This is a genomic window from Mesorhizobium subarcticum, assembly GCF_055456085.1.
In genome coordinates, this window is sequence record NZ_CM144237.1 from 1,823,372 (window position 1) to 1,841,166 (window position 17,795).

General features: G+C 62.3%; 19 protein-coding genes. 8 read left to right on the forward strand and 11 right to left on the reverse strand.

What is annotated here, in order from left to right:
• Positions 1 to 198: 198 nt before the first annotated feature.
• Positions 199 to 420 (forward strand): DUF1674 domain-containing protein, encoded by a 222-nt coding sequence (locus tag ACZYHG_RS08835; RefSeq protein ID WP_464613458.1) that lies wholly within the window; start codon positions 199 to 201, stop codon positions 418 to 420.
• Between the two features lie 228 nt (positions 421 to 648).
• Here the strand turns inward: ACZYHG_RS08835 and ACZYHG_RS08840 are convergent, their stop codons facing one another.
• Positions 649 to 1,314 carry an HAD-IA family hydrolase gene (locus ACZYHG_RS08840; RefSeq protein WP_464613459.1) on the reverse strand — a complete coding sequence of 222 codons (666 nt, stop codon included), beginning with the start codon at positions 1,312 to 1,314 and terminating at the stop codon, positions 649 to 651.
• A gap of 164 nt (positions 1,315 to 1,478) precedes the next feature.
• Between ACZYHG_RS08840 and ACZYHG_RS08845 the strand changes: the two genes are divergently transcribed.
• The 3 genes from ACZYHG_RS08845 to ACZYHG_RS08855 all read left to right on the forward strand — a co-directional run bounded on the left by ACZYHG_RS08845 (position 1,479) and on the right by ACZYHG_RS08855 (position 5,661).
• Positions 1,479 to 2,348, forward strand: coding sequence for a transglutaminase-like domain-containing protein (locus ACZYHG_RS08845; protein ID WP_464613460.1), 870 nt, complete (start codon positions 1,479 to 1,481; stop codon positions 2,346 to 2,348).
• Positions 2,349 to 2,661: 313 nt separating this feature from the next.
• Positions 2,662 to 4,023, forward strand: coding sequence for a pilus assembly protein TadG-related protein (locus ACZYHG_RS08850; protein WP_464613461.1), 1,362 nt, complete (start codon positions 2,662 to 2,664; stop codon positions 4,021 to 4,023).
• Between the two features lie 375 nt (positions 4,024 to 4,398).
• On the forward strand, positions 4,399 to 5,661 hold the full coding sequence (locus ACZYHG_RS08855) for a class I SAM-dependent methyltransferase (RefSeq protein ID WP_464613462.1): 1,263 nt from the start codon (positions 4,399 to 4,401) through the stop codon (positions 5,659 to 5,661).
• A 17-nt stretch (positions 5,662 to 5,678) separates the two neighbouring features.
• Here the strand turns inward: ACZYHG_RS08855 and ACZYHG_RS08860 are convergent, their stop codons facing one another.
• The 3 genes from ACZYHG_RS08860 to acs all read right to left on the reverse strand — a co-directional run bounded on the left by ACZYHG_RS08860 (position 5,679) and on the right by acs (position 9,328).
• Entirely contained in the window at positions 5,679 to 6,497 is an 819-nt protein-coding gene (locus tag ACZYHG_RS08860) for a sugar phosphate isomerase/epimerase family protein (protein WP_464613463.1), read from the reverse strand.
• 129 nt (positions 6,498 to 6,626) lie between these two features.
• On the reverse strand, positions 6,627 to 7,364 hold the full coding sequence (locus ACZYHG_RS08865) for an MOSC domain-containing protein (RefSeq protein WP_464613464.1): 738 nt from the start codon (positions 7,362 to 7,364) through the stop codon (positions 6,627 to 6,629).
• A gap of 8 nt (positions 7,365 to 7,372) precedes the next feature.
• Positions 7,373 to 9,328 carry an acetate--CoA ligase gene (gene acs / locus ACZYHG_RS08870; RefSeq protein ID WP_464613465.1) on the reverse strand — a complete coding sequence of 652 codons (1,956 nt, stop codon included), beginning with the start codon at positions 9,326 to 9,328 and terminating at the stop codon, positions 7,373 to 7,375.
• A 303-nt stretch (positions 9,329 to 9,631) separates the two neighbouring features.
• Here acs and ACZYHG_RS08875 point away from each other — a divergent pair, with 303 nt between their 5' ends.
• Both ACZYHG_RS08875 and ACZYHG_RS08880 read left to right on the forward strand, forming a co-directional pair.
• On the forward strand, positions 9,632 to 9,904 hold the full coding sequence (locus tag ACZYHG_RS08875) for an usg protein (RefSeq protein ID WP_027031741.1): 273 nt from the start codon (positions 9,632 to 9,634) through the stop codon (positions 9,902 to 9,904).
• 124 nt (positions 9,905 to 10,028) lie between these two features.
• On the forward strand, positions 10,029 to 10,421 hold the full coding sequence (locus ACZYHG_RS08880; RefSeq protein ID WP_032925637.1) for a DoxX family protein: 393 nt from the start codon (positions 10,029 to 10,031) through the stop codon (positions 10,419 to 10,421).
• Positions 10,422 to 10,472: 51 nt separating this feature from the next.
• Here ACZYHG_RS08880 and ACZYHG_RS08885 read toward each other — a convergent pair whose 3' ends face one another.
• The gene (locus ACZYHG_RS08885) at positions 10,473 to 11,507 is read right to left on the reverse strand and encodes an aldo/keto reductase (protein WP_464613466.1); all 1,035 of its coding nucleotides are present in this window, start codon (positions 11,505 to 11,507) and stop codon (positions 10,473 to 10,475) included.
• A gap of 61 nt (positions 11,508 to 11,568) precedes the next feature.
• The gene (locus tag ACZYHG_RS08890; RefSeq protein ID WP_464613467.1) at positions 11,569 to 12,750 is read right to left on the reverse strand and encodes an MFS transporter; all 1,182 of its coding nucleotides are present in this window, start codon (positions 12,748 to 12,750) and stop codon (positions 11,569 to 11,571) included.
• A 123-nt stretch (positions 12,751 to 12,873) separates the two neighbouring features.
• Between ACZYHG_RS08890 and ACZYHG_RS08895 the strand changes: the two genes are divergently transcribed.
• Both ACZYHG_RS08895 and ACZYHG_RS08900 read left to right on the forward strand, forming a co-directional pair.
• Complete coding sequence (locus tag ACZYHG_RS08895) at positions 12,874 to 13,779, forward strand: LysR family transcriptional regulator (protein WP_464613468.1); 906 nt, start codon at positions 12,874 to 12,876, stop codon at positions 13,777 to 13,779.
• A 48-nt stretch (positions 13,780 to 13,827) separates the two neighbouring features.
• Positions 13,828 to 14,628, forward strand: a complete 801-nt coding sequence (locus ACZYHG_RS08900) for a neutral zinc metallopeptidase (protein WP_464613469.1) — start codon at positions 13,828 to 13,830, stop codon at positions 14,626 to 14,628.
• A gap of 33 nt (positions 14,629 to 14,661) precedes the next feature.
• Here the strand turns inward: ACZYHG_RS08900 and ACZYHG_RS08905 are convergent, their stop codons facing one another.
• From ACZYHG_RS08905 to ACZYHG_RS08925, 5 genes are all read right to left on the reverse strand, one after another.
• Positions 14,662 to 14,970, reverse strand: coding sequence for a hypothetical protein (locus ACZYHG_RS08905; RefSeq protein WP_464613470.1), 309 nt, complete (start codon positions 14,968 to 14,970; stop codon positions 14,662 to 14,664).
• Between the two features lie 156 nt (positions 14,971 to 15,126).
• A complete protein-coding gene (locus ACZYHG_RS08910; RefSeq protein ID WP_464613471.1) occupies positions 15,127 to 16,176 on the reverse strand; it encodes an aldo/keto reductase in 1,050 nt (349 codons plus the stop codon).
• 140 nt (positions 16,177 to 16,316) lie between these two features.
• Positions 16,317 to 16,718, reverse strand: coding sequence for a PIN domain-containing protein (locus ACZYHG_RS08915; RefSeq protein ID WP_464613472.1), 402 nt, complete (start codon positions 16,716 to 16,718; stop codon positions 16,317 to 16,319).
• Complete coding sequence (locus tag ACZYHG_RS08920) at positions 16,718 to 16,972, reverse strand: type II toxin-antitoxin system Phd/YefM family antitoxin (protein ID WP_464613473.1); 255 nt, start codon at positions 16,970 to 16,972, stop codon at positions 16,718 to 16,720. Before ACZYHG_RS08920 ends, ACZYHG_RS08915 begins: the two co-directional genes overlap by 1 nt.
• Positions 16,973 to 17,062: 90 nt before the next feature.
• A complete protein-coding gene (locus tag ACZYHG_RS08925; RefSeq protein ID WP_464613474.1) occupies positions 17,063 to 17,725 on the reverse strand; it encodes a YggS family pyridoxal phosphate-dependent enzyme in 663 nt (220 codons plus the stop codon).
• Between the last annotated feature and the right edge of the window lie 70 nt (positions 17,726 to 17,795).

Here is a 17,795-nt window from a genome sequence, read left to right on the forward strand (position 1 = left end):
GCTCCTGTCCAGATAGCTGTGAAAAGGGGTCGATCGTTACAGCGCCGCGCGTCCTTTCGGACGCGCAAAGGACGCTGTAGACTTTAATTTGCGCATGATCCTTTCCGAAAATCGATTGCGATTTTCGGGGTCATGCGTGGGTTCATGGCTATATGATGGGAAACGCCCGTCTCTGTTTCAATCTGCGGGGAATATCGCATGACCGATGAAACCAGTAAAACGCCCGCCGGCTCGGATGACGACGCGTTGCCAAAAGAGCTGATACCTGCCGCCCGTCGCGCGCTGGCCGAGGCCGAGGCACGGCGCACCGCATACCGCGAGAAGGAAGCCACGCTGCCGAAGGAGATCGGCGGCCGTGGCGGCAAGGAGCCCGGCCGCTACGGCGACTGGGAGGTCAAAGGCCTGACCAGCGACTTCTAAGGTATGCTGATTTCAGGTGAGGCCGGCCTGCAAGCGTTGGTTTCCTGCGCTTCCGGTGCTCACGTACTTTAGTATGCTCCGCTCCGGCCTTCGCCGGCCGAAGCCCTCAGAAATGCCTCCGCTCTATGAAGGCTCCGGCCGGCGAAGGCCGGTTCTCGGAAACCATCGCTTTCGACTCGGCCTGACCTGAATCTCAACACACCATTAGACGGGCGTTGCGCTACATCTTTAGGCGGCGTTGCGCCGAGGCTCCAGTGCAAGCCAGCCGCCCTCATCCACGGTGATGCCAACATTGTCGTAACCCGCAATCGCGGGATGCGGCGTCGCGATTGGATGCTGGTGCGTGGCGTTGATCACCATGACCGAAGCTTGCGCCGCCTCGGCCGCCGCGATGCCGGCTGGCGCATCCTCGAACACGAGGCAATCGCGCGCGTCAAAGCCCAGCCGTTCTGCACCTAGCTGGAAGCAGTCGGGTGCCGGCTTGCCGTGCGAAACATCTTCTGCTGCCACGAGGACCGCGGGGACAGGAATGCCGGCAACCTTCATGCGGGCAAGCGCCAGCGAGCGCGGCGCTGACGTGACGATCGCCCAGCGCTCCGGCGGCAGCGTCTTGAGAAACGCCACGGCACCAGTGATCGGGAGAATGCCATCCAGATCGGCGGCCTCTGCCTTCAGCAGCAGGTCGGCTTCGTGCGCGGGGTCGACGCCTGGAAGGCCAAGGCGGCCGACCGTCTCGATTGCCCGCACGCCGTGGATGGTCGGCAGGAACGCCGCGACGTCGAGGCCGTGGCGGCGCGCCCAATCGCTCCAGACTCGCTCGGCCGAGGCAATTGAATTGATGACGGTGCCGTCCATGTCGAAGAGGAAGGCGGCGAATTTTCTGCCTGCGAACATTGTTTTCCTTGAAATAGGGAAGGTGTCGAGGGAGCGCCCAACCGTAACGTCCAGGCGCTTGAATGGGAAGGCGCGGCCGCGTCTTTTCGACGGTCCAGGGAACCACTGCAAACCTGCGACGTTTGACCAAAACTGTTTTTCCTGACGATCGAAGGGGACCTGCAATGCTGATCCGGCTCGGCTACGAAATCGCCATTGAATGCACCGAAGCCACTCCTGTGATTTCGCTGCTCGAGATCCACAAGGACAGGCAGGCCGATATCAAGCGGCAAACGCGCGTTCTGACATCGCCCTCGGTGCCGACGAAGCTCTACCAGGATGTGCACGGCAACGCCTGCCGCCGTTTTACCGCGCCCGCCGGCGGCTTTCGTATCCTTTATGATGCCGTCGTCGAAGACGGTGGCGAGACGGACGAGGTCAATACGCTGGCCAGGGAAGTGCCGGTGGCGGAGTTGCCCGACGAGGCATTGATCTATCTCCTGGGCAGTCGCTATTGCGAGACCGATCATCTCAGCGGGATGGCTTGGCAATTGTTCGGTCAAGTCCCCGCGGGATGGGCGCGGGTGCAGGCGATCGTCGACTATGTCCATAACCGGCTGTCTTTCGGCTATGGCTACGCGCGCTCGACCCGTACGGCCGCGCAAGCGCATGAGGAACGGGTTGGTGTGTGCCGCGACTTCGCCCATCTGGCGATCACGCTCTGCCGCTGCATGAACATTCCGGCGCGTTATGTGAACGGCTATCTCGGTGACATAGGGGTGCCGGCCGATCCGGCGCCGATGGATTTCTCGGCCTGGATGGAAGTCTTCCTCGACGGCAAATGGTACACGTTCGATCCACGTCATAACCAGCCCAGGACCGGCCGCGTCGTCATCGCGCGCGGCCGCGATGCCACCGACGTGCCCTTGCTGCACAGCTTCGGACCGCACCGGCTCAGTCTGTTCAAGGTGTGGACCTATGAACAGGAAGGCAATCTGTTCAATCCGCCTCATCACGGCATCGACAGGACGGCCAGCGCGCAGATGCTGGCGTAGTCCTTTGCACCGTTTAGCGTCCCCGCAATCGCGGGACAGTTGGTCCGCTTCGGCACAGCAGGCCTGTGCCGCAACAGGACGCCGCTAAGCGTTCCGCGATTGCCAGGATTCGGGCATGGTAAGCGGTTCGTAAACACGGCCGAAGCCGCGTTTCCCCGTTTACCGGTCATTCACCTTGGTAAAGAGCGAAATCCAGTAAAAACAGCGGGTTGGGAACGACGAGCCGGCTCTGGCGCGTTGCGGGCGTCGTTCGGCTGGAATCCTGCATTGCCTTCATTGCGGCGACGAGGCCGAGGCATGCGGAGGCTGTTGGATGCGAAATTACGGGGGTCTTGTTCACGCGGTCGGCGGGTTCGCCAGACACAGCGGTGGAAATTTCGCAATCCTGTTCAGCCTTGCTGCCTCGGTCTTGGCGCTAGCCGCCGGCTTCTCGGTCAACATCGCGCAGCTCTACAACGCCAGATCGAGCCTGCAGGGCGTGGTCGACGCGGCTGTCACGTCAACGGCGCGGGACCTGACGACTGGGGTCATCAAGGAAGCCGATGCCAACAAGTCGGTGAAAGCTTTTCTCGACGCCAACGACGCCGCCGGAATTCTGCAGCCCGGCCAGATCGTCCTTGATCAGCTGGCCGTCGACAAGATCGCCAAGACGGTGCAGGTGGATGCCCATGTCGATGTCCCCCTGTTCTTCCCGATTTTCGGCAGCGGCGATACGAGGCGCGTCACCGCGTCGACGACATCGCTCTATTCGGACAAGACCATCGAGGTCGCGATGATGCTCGATGTCACCGGCTCGATGGCCGGTCAGAAAATCAAGGACCTGAAGACCGCCGCGGCCAATGCGGTGGACAGTTTCCTGGGCAGCCAGGATCCAAACAAGCCACGGGTGCGTGTTTCGATCGTGCCCTATGCCAATTCGGTCAATGCGGGTCAGCTTGCCGCCAGCAGCGTTTACGTCGAAACCAACGCCAGCCAGCGCAAACAGGCGCCCGGCAATGCAAGTGCCCAGCTCGCTTCGGCTTCGCCGCGCCCAGACAATTGCGCCACCGAACGCAAGGGGGTCGATCAGTATTCGGATGCGGGTCCTGACTCCAGCATGGTCAATCGCGACTTTTTGTTGTCGGGCTTTGCAACGAATACACGCACCGCCGCTTGCCCGATCGCCGCACTCGTCCCTTTGACGGCCGATGCCACCACGCTCAAGAATGTCATCAGGGATCTTGTCGCTTCAGGCGGAACCGCCGGCCATATCGGCGTCCAGTGGACATGGTACATGCTCTCGGAAAGCTGGGGCAGCGTGCTCAATGCTTCGCAGCGGCCAGCCAAGTTCGATCCAAAGAAGGTTGGCAAGTACGCGATCCTTATGACGGACGGCGAATTCAACCTGTCCTATTTCGACGCCACCAGCGTTGGCGAGGTTTACAATGATGCCGGCAAGGAAACGACCCGCACGGCGGCGACAAGACTCTGTGCTGCCATGCGTGACAAAGGCATAGAGATTTTCACGATCGGCTTCAAACTCGATGAGCCGAATGCCGCTTCGACACTCCAGAATTGCGCCAGCCCCGATACCGGTTCGGTCAAGCACTTCTACCAAGCTGCCGACGGCGGCGAACTGGATGCCGCCTTTCAGACGATCGCCCGCAACATCGAAACCCTTGCATTGACGAAATAGGACATAGCGCAAAAGGAAAAGGCCGCCGCTTCTTTCGAAGCTGGCGGCCTTCCGTGTTTCCGTCCGTGGCGCGGCCTGTGGCTTCAACCCCTTGGGGTTACCCGCCGCGCATCTCGCGCCTTAACGGGAAGACTGCTTCCCGAAAGTGCAATCCTGCGAGGCCACGTTCTGGAAAACGAAATCACTCGACATCGGATCACCTCCTTTCGATTTGTTGAACACACACTCATGATTGGGTGCGTCGCAGCAAATGACAAGTGCCATGCTGAAAAAGGCGCCTTGTCGGAAAAATGCGTCTAGCCGTATCCCGTGCTTCGGCTTGCGATCCACGGCTCAAACGGCCAAGATCGGGCATCGGGCCGTTGGGGAACGAGCATGGACGCCACCGACAGAGCAGCGCGCATCGTTCGAACTGTGATCGAGGCCCTGCAGCCAGGCTTTGCCGTCAGGCTGTGGACCGGCGAGCGGATCGGTCCCGCCGGCGGTCCGGTGCTTGCCATCAACGATCAGGATATCGTCTGGCAGTTGGCCCGCCGGCCGAATTTCTCAACGCTGCTCGAGATGTGGATTTCCAGGACGATCGACGTCGAGGACGGATCGCTATTCGATCTCTATGCCTTGCCTTCGAAGAGAAAACTGCGGTTGAAGGCGTTGCCGAAGCTGGCGATCCTGCGCGACCTGCCCGCCGTCCTGTTCTCGCGACGGCAGATGACGAAGCGGGCCGATCTTGCCGGCCGCAATCCCTTCGTCAGCGGGTCCAACAAGCAAGCGATCGAACATCACTATGACATTTCGAACGCCTTCTACCGGCTCTTCCTCGATGAGCGCATGGTCTACACCTGCGCCTACTTCACCGATTTCGCCAATGGCATCGACCAGGCGCAGAAAGACAAGCTCGACCATATCTGCCGCAAACTCAGGCTGAAGCCGGGCGACCGGCTGCTCGACATAGGCTGCGGCTGGGGGGCGATGCTGATCCATGCCGCCAAGCACTATGGTGCCATCGGCCATGGCGTCTCGCTGTCGCAGGAACAAACCCTTCTGGCGCGCGAGCGCATCCGCACTGAGGGGCTGGAGGACAAGATCACCATCGACATCAAGTCCTACACCGAGCTCGACGGGAGTTATGACAAGATCTCGTCCATCGGCATGTTCGAAGCCGTCGGCCTCGCCAACCACGCCACTTATTTCTCGACCGTCCACCGGCTGCTGAAGCCGGGCGGCATCTATCTGCACCACGCCATCACAAGGCGCGGCAAGGGCGGCACCAGGAAGACGTTGCGCAAGGGCGCGGAATACAAGGCGCTGATCAAATACATCTTCCCCGGCGGCGAGGTCGACACGATCGGCATGACAACAGGCAATCTCGAGGCGCATGGCTTTCTCATCGCCGACGTCGAGAATCTGCGCGAACATTATGCCCGCACCTGCAGGCTGTGGGCCGAGCGCCTGCATGCGCGTTTCGACGAGGCCATCGCCGAGGTCGGCGAACCCAAAGCGCGGCTGTGGCTGCTTTACCTGACCGGCTGCTCGATCACCTTCGATCGCGGCTCGGCGCAGATTTTCCAGACCGTTGCCACCAAGCGCGCGCGGGGGCCAAGCGGCCTGCCGCCAACGCGCGCGGATTTGTATCGATAGCGAGGCAGGCTAGTGCCTCACTCGGCAATGCCGAGCGAAGCGAGATAGGCCGCCGAAGCGGGGATCTTCGACTTGTCCCTGATCTCGATGATGAGACGCGGATTGCTTTCGAGTTTCGCCAGCGCGGCAAAGACCGATCGCCATGGAAGCGTACCTTCGCCAAGGCTCCAGTGGCGATCGGCATAGCCGTCGGCATCCTGCAGATGGACGTGACGCAGGCGATTGCCGGCGGCGTGTATATAGTAATCAACCGGCGGGGCACCGGTCGAGACATGGGCGTAATAGGCATGGCCGGTGTCGATCGACACGGCGACAGCAGGCGAGTTGAAACTATCCGCCAATGCCACGCGGATGTGCGGGTCCTTGTCCTCGATGTTTTCCAAAACCATTGTGCAGCCGATGTTCTCGGCCTGCCTGACGGCATCGCGCAGCGTCAGATGGCAGTACTCGATTATCTTCTCCCGCTCGCCGGGATTGTTGTCGAGATTGTTATAGGACCAGGTCGTGTAAGGGCTGTGAACGACCATATGCGTGGCGTCGATGGCGGCGCAGACCTCGATACCCTGGATGAGACGTTTGCTGACGACATTGCGGATTTCGGGGTCCTGCGAGGCAATGGTGAAGCCCCAGAAAGGCCCGTGAATGCCGAGCCGCCCTTCATGTCCGTCGAGAAGCTTGTTGGCGCGGGTGGCGAGCGATGCCCAATCGCCATTGAGGACATCAGCGTCGGCGAAGCTCTGCAGTTCCAGGTCGCGCTGTTTTTCGAGAAGCCAGCCACGGTGGATTTCGAGGTCGGCCAGCGTCATGGCGGCGCCAAGAATGGGTAGGGAGGTCATCGGGACTCCGATTGGTGAGATTTCAAGGTGTCGGGCAGCAAGACAGATCGCGCAGGGGCTGTATGACGCCGTTTTCTGTCATGCGTATTACACGCTGCGCCAATCCCGCGACGGGGCGCCGGGACTGCCCTAGACGAACCGCATCGGCGCGCCGATCTCGACGCTGGCCGGCCTGTCCACCGTGCAATAGACGCCGAGATTATGCGCGTTGTGGCGGACCAGGTTGCGCAGGATGCCGGGATCGTGCTCGAATCCGTCCTGGCTGATGATGGTGAAGCCGCAGCGCCGGCACGGTTCGGAGATGGTCACCAGCAAGTCGCCGATGGCGAGCTTGCGGCCGATCCATTCGGTCTCGGGAAACGAGCCTTCGACCGCCGCCATGTCGACGACGATGTTGGGGCGGAAGCGGCGCGGGTCGGGGAAGCCTTCGGGCTGCAGCGCCTTCAGCCGTGCCAGCGATGCGGTGGTCAGCAGATGGATCGGCGCCTTGCGATAGCGCGCCGCGGTCAATGGGCCGGTATAGCCGGGTGCGATCTCCCGGTTGAACGGCCGGATCGAGGCGGCAAAACCGAGATAGGCCGAAACGGCGCGGTCGCATTCAGAGCCGGGTGCGTTCAGCCAGTCGCCGTCGGGAACGGCGATCTCCAATTCCCGGTCGTTGGTGAGCCGGGTGCGGATGCGCGGCACCTTGTGCCATTTCACGTCGCGATCCGGCCGCGCGATCTCGTTGTCCGAGACATCGACGAGGCCGAACATGCGGTCGCCGTCGATGGTCTCCAGATTGACTGCAATCGCGTCCCGGCGCTCGCCGGCAAGCGAACTCGCGGGATAGCGCCAGAGCTCGGTAACCGCCCCCAGTGCAGCCATCAAACGGGTCAGCCCTTCTTGTTCTGCCGGTTGGCGATGAGGTCGTCGACGACGGCAGGATCGGCAAGCGTCGAGGTGTCGCCGAGTGCTGAAAAATCATCCTCCGCGATCTTGCGCAGGATGCGGCGCATGATCTTGCCCGAGCGCGTCTTGGGCAGGCCTGGCGAGAACTGGATCTTGTCGGGCGAGGCGATGGCGCCGATCTCTTTGCGGACATGGGCGACGAGCTCCTTGCGCAGCTCCTCGGTCGGCTCGACCCCCTTCATCAAGGTGACGTAGCTGTAGATGCCCTGGCCCTTGATGTCGTGGGGATAGCCGACGACGGCGGCCTCCGAGACCTTGTCATGGCTGACGAGTGCGGATTCCACTTCCGCCGTGCCCATGCGGTGGCCGGAGACATTGATGACATCGTCGACGCGGCCGGTGATCCAGTAGTAGCCATCGGCATCGCGCCGGCAGCCGTCGCCGGTGAAGTACTTGCCCTTGTAGGTCGAAAAATAGGTCTGCACGAAGCGATCGTGATCGGCATAGACGGTGCGCATCTGGCCGGGCCAGGAATCGGTGATGCAGAGATTGCCGTCGGCCGCCCCCTCCAGCACCTTGCCCTCGCCATCGACCAGTTGCGGCTTGACGCCGAAGAAGGGCCGCGTCGCCGAGCCGGCCTTGAGATCGGTGGCGCCCGGCAGCGGCGTGATCAGGATGCCGCCGGTCTCGGTTTGCCACCAGGTGTCGACGATCGGCACCTTGCCGTTGCCGACGACGTTGAAATACCACTCCCAGGCTTCTGGGTTGATCGGTTCGCCGACCGAGCCCAGCACGCGCAGCGATTTGCGCGAGGTCTTCGTCACCGGATCGTTGCCTGCGCCCATCAGCGCGCGTAGCGCGGTCGGCGCGGTGTAGAAGATGTTGACCTTGTGCTTGTCGATGACTTCCCAGAAGCGCGACTGCGACGGGTAGTTGGGCACGCCCTCGAACATCAGCGTGGTGGCGCCGTTGGCGAGCGGCCCATAGACGATGTAACTGTGGCCGGTGACCCAGCCGACATCGGCGGTGCACCAGTAGATATCGCCGTCATGATAGTCGAAGACATATTGATGCGTCATCGAGGCATAGACGAGATAGCCGGCGGTGGTGTGCAGCACGCCCTTCGGCTTGCCGGTCGAGCCTGAAGTGTAGAGGAGGAACAGCGGATCCTCCGCCTTCATCTTCTCAGGCTTGCACTCCGCCTTCACCGTCGCGACCTCGTCGTGATACCAGAGGTCGCGGCCGGGCGCCCAACCGATCTTGCCGCCGGTGCGGCGCACGACGACGACGTTCTTGACCATCACGTGCTGCCTGGCGGCGATGTCGATGGCCTTGTCGGTGTTTTCCTTCAGCGGGATCGGTTTACCGCCGCGCAGGCCCTCGTCCGACGTGATGACGAAGGTCGATTCGCAGTCGACGATGCGGCCGGCCAGCGCATCGGGCGAGAAGCCGCCAAAGACGATCGAATGGATAGCGCCGATGCGCGTGCAGGCCAGCATCGCGTAAGCCGCTTCCGGGATCATCGGCATGTAGATGGTGACGCGGTCACCCTTCTTGACGCCGTGCTTCTTCATCACATTGGCGAGCCGGCAGACATGCTCGTAAAGCTCGTTGTAGGTGATTTTCTTGTCGTCGTAGGGATTGTCGCCTTCCCAGATGATGGCGGTCTGGTTGCCGCGCTTCTTCAAATGGCGGTCGATGCAGTTGTAGGAAACGTTGGTCAGCCCGTCCTCGAACCATTTGATCGAGACCTTGCCGTCAAAGGAGGTGTTCTTGACCTTGCTGTAGGGCTTGAACCAGTCGATGCGCTTGCCGTGCTTGCCCCAGAACTTGTCCGGATTCTTGATGCTGTCGGCATACCATTTGAGGTAGGTGTCGTTGTCGATCAGCGCATTCTTCTTCCACGCCGGCTGGACGCGATGGACATGAACTTCGGACATTCCTGATTTTCCTCCCGGAACCAAACCGCTGGCTTGACCGCCAGCGGGATCGCGGCGAAGTGGCCGCGAATTTGGCGGCATTATTACCAGTTCCGCCGCGACGGCAACATTAGACGTTGGATTCGCGCGGCGGGATGCCGCAGGGGCATTGCCAAGTGCTGTCAGCACTCGGCCTGGCTCGCTGCTAACTGTATGTTTTCGCGTCGAAAAGCCTGTTTCGATCAGGAAAAATCAATAGACAGTTAAGCAACGGCGCGCACAATCTGACGTTGGGAGGAAAGGAAACTCAACCTGGGGACCGCTATGCGCGACCATTCCGAAATGGACCTGATGCTCAAAGGCTATGGCCTGACCACGGCCAAGATTCTCTATCATTTTCCCGATCATCCGCACCTGCTGCAGAGCTTCATCTGGCAGGATTACGACCTGGCGCCGAAGTTTCCGGTTCTGATCCGGTTCATCGAATTCTGGAAGGCCAAGCTCGACGGGCCGCTGCACTCGGTCAGCTACACGCACCAGAAGCTGATCGCGCCGAATGAATGGCGCAAGGTGGACGGGGAGTTCGTCCTGCACTGAACGCGGCGCAGACGGTCTGTTTCCATTCTCGTGCGGCGACAGCAATGCTGGCGTCGGTTATCCTTTGCGCGCGGCGCGGCAAGGCAGAGTGCCCAAAGCGGCGTTCGCGATCGGGAGAACGGACATGACCGCTTTCGACTATGCCGCGCTGCTGCTTCGGGTCAGCGTCGGCGGCCTGTTTCTTGCCCATGCCTATCTGAAATATTTCGTCTTCACGCCCAAGGGCACGACCGACTATTTCCAGTCGCTCGGCGTTCCCGGCTATTTCGGCTTGATCGCCATTGCCGCCGAAACGGCTGGCGGGCTTGGCCTGATCTCCGGCGTCGCCACGCGGCTGGCGGCCATTCTGCTCATTCCCCTGATGGCGGGCACGATCGTGCTCGTCCACGGCAAGAACGGGTTCTGGTTCACCAATGCGGGCGGTGGCTGGGAATATCCGGCGCTGTGGATCGTCTGCCTGATCGTTATCGCCTTGATCGGCAGCGGCCAGGCGGCACTCTGGCCGATCTGGGGGTAGGGTGTTTCCGGGTGCCTGGGTCGCGCGGCACGCGGCCCAGGCGAGGAGATGTCACACCGCTGGCGGGTTCAGCCGGGCGAAGGCTTCCTGGCGGCGATAGGGGAAATACGGGTAGGGCGCGGTAACTTCGCTTGCCGCGTCGAGTTTTTTCACTTGCTCCGGTGTCAGCATCCAACCAACGGCGCCGAGGTTCTGCCGCAACTGCTCCTCATTGCGGGCGCCGATGATCACGGAAGAAACGGTCGGGCGCTGCAACAGCCAGTTGATGGCGATCTGCGGCACCGTCTTGCCAGTTTCCTCGGCGACCGCGTCAAGCGCGTCCATGACCCGGTAGAGATGCTCGTCCTCGACCGGCGGACCGAAACTTGCGGTATCGTGCAACCGGCTCTTTTCCGGCAGAGGCTGGCCGCGGCGGATCTTACCGGTCAGGCGACCCCAGCCGAGCGGGCTCCACACCAGCGCGCCGACGCCCTGGTCGAGGCCGAGCGGCATGAGCTCCCACTCATAGTCGCGGCCGACCAGCGAATAGTAAACCTGGTGCGCCGCGTATCGCGGATAGCCGTGCTTGTCAGCTTCCGCCAGCGACTTCATCACTTGCCAGCCGGAGAAGTTGGAGACGCCGACATAGCGCAGCTTGCCGGATCGGACGAGATCGTCCAGCGTCGACAGCACCTCCTCGATCGGCGTGCCGGCGTCGAAGGCGTGCAGCTGCAGCAGGTCGATGTAATCAGTGCCGAGGCGTTTCAGGGCGGCGTCCATGGATTTGATCAGCCGCGAGCGGGAAGAACCGTAGTCGGCCGGCCCGTCACCCATGGGCAAAGACGTCTTGGTCGAGATCAGCACCGCATCGCGGCGGCCCTTGATCGCTTCGCCGAGCACCGCTTCCGAGGCGCCGTTCGAATAGACGTCCGCCGTGTCGAACAGATTGACGCCGGCCTCCAGGCAGATGTCGATGAGCCGCCGCGCTTCCTTGGCGTCGCTGGTGCCCCAGGCGCCAAACAGCGGACCGGAGCCGCCGAAGGTGCCGGCGCCGAAGGAGAGTGCGGGCACTTTCAGGCCCGAAGTGCCGAGACGGCGATAATCCATTTTCTTACTCCTGGTGGTGTGAAAGGGAGGGTGCCGAAAGCAAACCGGTTTGCGGAAGGCGTCAGGACCGGACGGAGACGGGCGCGCCGAGCGCGTTGGTACGATCCAGGCGTAGCGCCAGTCCCGCCACGCCGAGTGCCGCGACCGGCAGCAAGGCGGCGACCCAGGTGATCGATCCCAGGCCAAGGCCATGGGCGATGACCGCGCCGCCAAGCCAGGCGCCGGCGGCGTTGCCGAGATTGAAAGCGGCGATGTTGAACGAGGAGGCGAGGCTCTGGCCGGCCCCTTGTGCCTTCTCCAGCACCCACATCTGCAGCGGCGCTACGGTGGCGAAGGCAGCGGCACCGAGCAGGCCGACATAGATGACGGCCATGATTTGGCTGTGGATGGCGAAGCTCATGGTTGCCAGCACCAGGGCAAGCACCACGAGGCTGCCGAGCACCGCCGGCACCAGCCAGCGGTCGGCAATCTTGCCGCCGGCGAGATTGCCGGCGATGAGGCCGCCGCCGAAGACGAGCAGGATGGGCGACACGGCCGTTTCCTTGAAGCCGCTTATCTCGGTCAGCAAGGGAGCGATGTAGGTGAAGACGGCAAAGACGCCGGCATAGCCGAGCACGGTGGTGGCAAGGCCGAGCAGGACCGGCGTGCGGCGTAGAACAGCGAGGTCGGCGCGCCAATCGGTCGTCTCGGGCGCTGCTTCGCTGCGTGGCACCAACGCCAGGATCACGGCGAAGGCTGCCAGGCCAACCAGGGTCACCGCCCAGAAGGTGGCGCGCCAGCCGAAGGCTTGGCCGAGCCAGGTGCCGAAGGGCACGCCGAGGATGTTGGCGATGGTGAGGCCGGTGAACATCAGCGCGATCGCCGAGGCCTTCTTGTTGGGTGCGACCAGGCCGGTGGCGACGACCGAGCCGACGCCGAAGAAAGTGCCATGGGCAAAGGCGGTGATGATGCGCGCGCCCATCAGCGTCCAGTAATCAGGCGCCAGCGCACAGGCGAGATTGCCAATGGTGAAAATCGCCATCAGCGCCAGAAGCACCGTTTTGCGCGGCCAGTTGCCGGTGGCGATGGTGAGCAGCGGCGCGCCGATGACGACGCCCAGCGCATAGCCCGAAATGAGCTGGCCGGCGGCCGAGATCGAGACACCGAGATCCTTGCTGACATCGAGCAGCAGACCCATGATGACGAATTCGGTGACACCGATGCCGAAGGCACCGGCGGCGAGGGCATAGAGAGCAAGAGGCATGGCGGTTTCCATTTCGGCAACGGGCGCCTTGTCCAAACCCGCGCCCCGACCCCAGAGATCGTGTCGCCATACGCTGTGAACCAGACTTGCGTTGGGCACATTTTCTGTGAAATAGATTCACAGATGGCGAGATCCGACATCAACCGTTCCGGCGAGATCGAAGTCTTCGTGCGTGTCGTCGAGGAAGGTAGTTTCTCCTCTGCGGCCCGCGCGTTGCGCATGACGCCGTCGGCGGTCAGCAAGCTGATCGCGCGGTTGGAGGCGAGGCTCGGGGCGCGGCTGGTCAGCCGGTCGACGCGCAAGCTGCAGCTGACGCCGGAAGGGTCGGCTTTCTACGACAGCGGGCTGCGCATCCTGGCCGACATGGCGGCGGCCGAGCGCGAGGCGGCGGCGGGCGCAGCCCCGCGCGGGCGGCTGCGCGTCAACACCTATGTGCCTTTCGGCGTGCACCGGCTAATCCCGCTACTGCCACGTTTCCTCGAACGCTATCCCGAGATTTCGGTTGATCTGGTGCTGACCGACAGCGTCATCGACCTGATGGCCGAACGCGCCGATGTCGCCATCCGCGCCGGGCCGCTCGGCGAATCCCGGCTGGTGGCGCGCAAGCTCGGGCAAAGCCCGGTGGTGGTGGTTGCGGCACCCTCCTACCTCGAAACGCACGGCATACCGTTGACGCCGGCCGATCTCGACAGCCACAACCGCATGGGCTTCGGCTTCGTCAGGCATATCGACGGCTGGCCGTTCCGCGACGCAGAGGGCCACGTGATCATGGTCCCGATCACCGGCAACACGCTGGTTGGGGACGGCGAGACGATGCGGCTGATGGCGCTGGCCGGCGCCGGCATCGCCCGGCTCGCGCGCTGGCACGTGGCGGCCGACATCGCCGCCGGCCGTTTGGTAGCGCTGCTGGAGGAATTCAATCCGGGCGACGAGGAGGCGACCCACGCCGTCTATGTCGGCCAGGGCCGGCACCTGCCGGCGCGGGTGCGGGCCTTTCTCGATTTCCTGGCCGAGACCGTGCGGCTCTGACGAAGCGCGGCTTTCAAGGTCCGTTCGACAAGCCAGCAGGGGCAGGATATGGAATCCCGTCCGGTCATCGCAGGCGCCTCGGCGCCCAGGCTCCGAGAGCGTTGGCAATTCGGGAGGCGTGAATTGGTCCGCTTGTCCTTGATCACGGCATCCCTGCTTGCCATCGCGACGTGGCTGCACGCCCCAACGATCTCCGAGGCTGCCGAGGTCGCCAAAGCAGCCGCGCCTGTTGCAAACGCCAGAGATGATGACGTCAAGCAGCTCCTCTCCGTAGCTCTGGCGGAGACGGAGGATTTCTGGGGCGCCACCTTCAAAGCCGGCGGATCGACCTATGAGGAGCCCAAGCTGGTGCTGTTCACCGGCTTCATAGCTACCGCATGCGGTCCTGTCTCAGGGACATTGTACTGTGCGGCAGATCACAAGATTTATATCGATCCGGCGTTCCCCGAGCTTCAACAGATCGGCTTGACCGGCGATTTCACCAAGGCGTTGATTGTGGCCCGAGAGGTTGGGCATCATGTGCAAAACATCTCGGACGTTCCGCATCAGGCCGTAGCGGCCAGTAATCAGGAAGCCGCCATCATCCGATCGGAACAGCTTGAGCTCCAGGCCGATTGTTTTGCCGGCCTATGGAGCCGCTATGTCTGGGACAAGGGGTTGCTTGAAGACACCGATCTGACGGAGGCCAGAGGCCTGCTGCGATCACTCGGAGACGATCAGGCAGCCAATGCCTTCAAAGATTCGACGGCAACGCGATACGGCACCTCAGAACAGAGGATCCGCTGGTATGATCGGGGCCTTGCCGGAAAAGCGATCGCGGACTGCAACACCTCCGACAATCCGCTTTGATGCCGGGCCCATCCATCGCCCTGTCGGGCACCATCATTGGCCGATGGACTTCAATGCTGTTCTGATCTTTTCAACGACGGTGCCGATGTCCGACCGACCGGAGGTGTATTCGCCATCCGGGTCGTAATATGCGTCTCGCAGCCGCTCCAAGCGTGCGATGACGGCGGCTCCGTAGTCATGCGCCGTACCAGCGACGACGACCTTTTCAAACTCGCCTTGCGCGGCACTGACCGCACCGACGCAGACTTTCCAATCGTAAGGGCTGGCGGAAGCCGCGGCTTGGCGATCGGCGATGATCGCGACGATCCTGTCTCGAAAATCCTTGGCGGATGGTGCCATCATCGCCCCTGACATCCCGGTATGCTGCTCCGATGATGACGATGCTAGCCGCGAAACCGTGTCCGGTACAAGGCGACCTTGCGGCCCTGATGAAGCGCAAAAAGCCGCGCGCCCGGAGGGACGCGCGGCTGTCCGAAAATCGCGTCGCGTTGGGACGGATCAGGCCTTCGGCGTGAACGGCACTGGGCGCCGGCCGGCCGCCTGGCGCTCCAGCATCCAGCCGGGATATTCGGCCGGCAGCGCGCTGACCTCATCGAGCTTGGCGAGATCGTCGGTGTCGAGCTTCACTTCAGTCGCGGCAAGGTTCTGTTCGAGCTGTTCCATGCGGCTGGCGCCGATGATGACGCTCATCACGAAAGGCTTGGCCAGGACATAGCCGAGCGCCACCGTGGCAACGCTGACATCATGCTTCTTGGCGATCTCGCGCATGACGGCGACGGCCGCCCAGGCACGATCCTCGTTGACCGGCGGAAAGTTGAAGGACGCGCGGCGACCCTCGCCATTGCCGGGCGCGCCAGGACCGTATTTGCCGGAAAGCAGGCCGCCGGCCATCGGCGACCACACCATCAGGCCGAGTTTCTCCTCGTTGATGAGCGGTACGATTTCGCGCTCAAGATCGCGGCCGGCGATCGAATAATAGGACTGGATGGTCTCGAAACGGGCAAAGCCCTTGCGGTCGGCGATACCGAGCGCCTTGGCGACGCGCCACGCCGCCCAGTTGGAAACGCCGACGTAACGGACCTTGCCGCTGGCAACCAGATCGTCGAGCGCCCGCAGCGTCTCGTCGATCGGCGTCACCGTGTCGGTGCCGTGCAGCTGATAGAGGTCGATATGGTCGAGCTGCAGCCGTTCGAGGCTGGCATCGACCGAATCCATGATGTGGCCGCGCGAGGAGCCGCGCTCATTCGGACCCTGGCCCATGGCGCCATGGACCTTGGTGGCGATGACCACGCTCGACCTGATAACGCCGAGATCCCTAAGCGACTGGCCGAGCAGCCGCTCGGACTCGCCGAAGGAATAGACGTCGGCGGTATCGAAGAAATTGACGCCGGCGGCGATCGAGCGGCCGACGATCTCGTTGACGCCCTTCTGGTCGAGGCTGGCAATCAGGCCCCATTGGGCATTCTGGCCGGCGGCGCCGAAGGTCATGGTGCCGAGGCACAGTTCGGAGACGAACATCCCCGTATTTCCAAGCTGGTTGTAACGCATGGCGAAGGCTCCAGGGTGATGACGCAAAACAAATAGGAACGATACGTTTCGTTTCCAGTGGTGGCGCAATGACGGCTATGGATTGGCCCAACCATGTAGACACGAGCGTTGATGAGACGCTCCGAGGCGAAACAATTGGCCTAGGCGTCCCAGGGATTCAGCACCGTCACCCCTGTATCATCAAAGTCCGCAACGTTGCGCGTCACAAGAATGAGATCATGGACAAGCGCGGTTGCCGCGATGAGGGTGTCGGCACTGCCTCGTGTACGGCCGGCGGTGATGCGGCCCCAAGCCAGCGCGACATCTTCCGTGACAGCAAGTATACGGTCGGAATTGTCCCGTCGAAGCTCCCGCAGCCACAGATCGAGGCGTGTTGCCTTTTCGGAGTCGACCTTGCGCAGCTTGATGATCCCACGCTCCATCTCACCAAGGGTAATGACGCTGAGGCTCACCGATGTTGGATCCACCGAAGCCAGCCATTCAGTTGGCTTGGGTAGGCGCCTCTGCACATCCGAAACGATGTTCGTGTCGAGCAGATACATTAGAGATCGATGTCCCGGATCATCGTCTCCGATCGGCGGTTGACCTCTTCGGCGAAATCATCGTCCCAAACCGGACCGGTCAAAAGATACTCGGCCAACGACTTTTTCTTTCCAGCCAAGCGGTCGTAATCCTCGGCGGAGAGAACCACGGCAGCACGCTCGCCGCGCAATGTCACCGTCTGTGGTCCTTCGCTGCGCGCACGCTGAACCACCTTGGAGAAATTATTCTTCGCATCTTGGAGATGCCAGTTCATTGAACGCTCCTAGCTAGCTTGGCTAGATATAGCATTGATGCGGCGAGGCGGCAAGGAATGACGATACTGGCCAGGTCCAGATTGACCGGCCTACCGGCTACCAAAAATCGCCGAGCCAACCCGTACACTGGTGGCGCCGAAGGCGATTGCTGTCTCGTAGTCGCCGGACATGCCCATCGACAGTTTGGCGACGCCGGCCTCGCGCCCAAGTTTTTCCAGCAATGCAAAATGCGGGCCGGGGTTCTCGTCCGCCGGCGGGATGCACATAAGGCCTTCTATCGCGAGGCCGTGGACATCGCGGCACCGGGCAACGAAAGCGACCGCCTCACGCGGTTCGATGCCTGCCTTCTGCGGTTCTGAGCCGGTGTTGACCTGGACATAGAGCTTTGGCGCGCGGCCTTGCCGGGCAATTTCCTTGGCGAGTTCGGCGGCGATCTTCTCGCGATCGACGGTCTCGATGACATCGAACAATGCCACCGCTTCCTTGGCTTTATTGGACTGCAGAGGGCCGATCAGATGCAGCTCGATGTCAGCAAAAGCCTGCTTCAGATCAGGCCATTTGCCTTGCGCCTCCTGTACGCGGTTTTCGCCGAAGACGCGCTGGCCGGCCTCGATCACCGGCTGAATATCGGCGGGTTCAAAAGTCTTGGATACGGCCACCAGCGTCACCGCGCCGGCCTCGCGCCGGGCTTCCCGCTCGGCGGCGGCGATCTTCGCCTTGACCGCGAAAAACTGCTGAACGGTGTCACCCATATGCAAATCCCGCTGTTTTGACCCGCGTTTTTATCCGCCGCGATGCCCATATGGTTGACGGGTTTGCCAA

What these genes read in the sequence shown, in the direction of transcription:
- ACZYHG_RS08835 (WP_464613458.1), top strand. Translation starts at nt 199, where the DNA reads ATGACCGATGAAACCAGTAAAACGCCCGCCGGCTCGGATGACGACGCG.
- ACZYHG_RS08840 (WP_464613459.1), bottom strand. Translation starts at nt 1,314, where the DNA reads ATGTTCGCAGGCAGAAAATTCGCCGCCTTCCTCTTCGACATGGACGGC.
- ACZYHG_RS08845 (WP_464613460.1), top strand. Translation starts at nt 1,479, where the DNA reads ATGCTGATCCGGCTCGGCTACGAAATCGCCATTGAATGCACCGAAGCC.
- ACZYHG_RS08850 (WP_464613461.1), top strand. Translation starts at nt 2,662, where the DNA reads ATGCGAAATTACGGGGGTCTTGTTCACGCGGTCGGCGGGTTCGCCAGA.
- ACZYHG_RS08855 (WP_464613462.1), top strand. Translation starts at nt 4,399, where the DNA reads ATGGACGCCACCGACAGAGCAGCGCGCATCGTTCGAACTGTGATCGAG.
- ACZYHG_RS08860 (WP_464613463.1), bottom strand. Translation starts at nt 6,497, where the DNA reads ATGACCTCCCTACCCATTCTTGGCGCCGCCATGACGCTGGCCGACCTC.
- ACZYHG_RS08865 (WP_464613464.1), bottom strand. Translation starts at nt 7,364, where the DNA reads ATGGCTGCACTGGGGGCGGTTACCGAGCTCTGGCGCTATCCCGCGAGT.
- acs (WP_464613465.1), bottom strand. Translation starts at nt 9,328, where the DNA reads ATGTCCGAAGTTCATGTCCATCGCGTCCAGCCGGCGTGGAAGAAGAAT.
- ACZYHG_RS08875 (WP_027031741.1), top strand. Translation starts at nt 9,632, where the DNA reads ATGCGCGACCATTCCGAAATGGACCTGATGCTCAAAGGCTATGGCCTG.
- ACZYHG_RS08880 (WP_032925637.1), top strand. Translation starts at nt 10,029, where the DNA reads ATGACCGCTTTCGACTATGCCGCGCTGCTGCTTCGGGTCAGCGTCGGC.
- ACZYHG_RS08885 (WP_464613466.1), bottom strand. Translation starts at nt 11,507, where the DNA reads ATGGATTATCGCCGTCTCGGCACTTCGGGCCTGAAAGTGCCCGCACTC.
- ACZYHG_RS08890 (WP_464613467.1), bottom strand. Translation starts at nt 12,750, where the DNA reads ATGCCTCTTGCTCTCTATGCCCTCGCCGCCGGTGCCTTCGGCATCGGT.
- ACZYHG_RS08895 (WP_464613468.1), top strand. Translation starts at nt 12,874, where the DNA reads ATGGCGAGATCCGACATCAACCGTTCCGGCGAGATCGAAGTCTTCGTG.
- ACZYHG_RS08900 (WP_464613469.1), top strand. Translation starts at nt 13,828, where the DNA reads ATGGAATCCCGTCCGGTCATCGCAGGCGCCTCGGCGCCCAGGCTCCGA.
- ACZYHG_RS08905 (WP_464613470.1), bottom strand. Translation starts at nt 14,970, where the DNA reads ATGATGGCACCATCCGCCAAGGATTTTCGAGACAGGATCGTCGCGATC.
- ACZYHG_RS08910 (WP_464613471.1), bottom strand. Translation starts at nt 16,176, where the DNA reads ATGCGTTACAACCAGCTTGGAAATACGGGGATGTTCGTCTCCGAACTG.
- ACZYHG_RS08915 (WP_464613472.1), bottom strand. Translation starts at nt 16,718, where the DNA reads ATGTATCTGCTCGACACGAACATCGTTTCGGATGTGCAGAGGCGCCTA.
- ACZYHG_RS08920 (WP_464613473.1), bottom strand. Translation starts at nt 16,972, where the DNA reads ATGAACTGGCATCTCCAAGATGCGAAGAATAATTTCTCCAAGGTGGTT.
- ACZYHG_RS08925 (WP_464613474.1), bottom strand. Translation starts at nt 17,725, where the DNA reads ATGGGTGACACCGTTCAGCAGTTTTTCGCGGTCAAGGCGAAGATCGCC.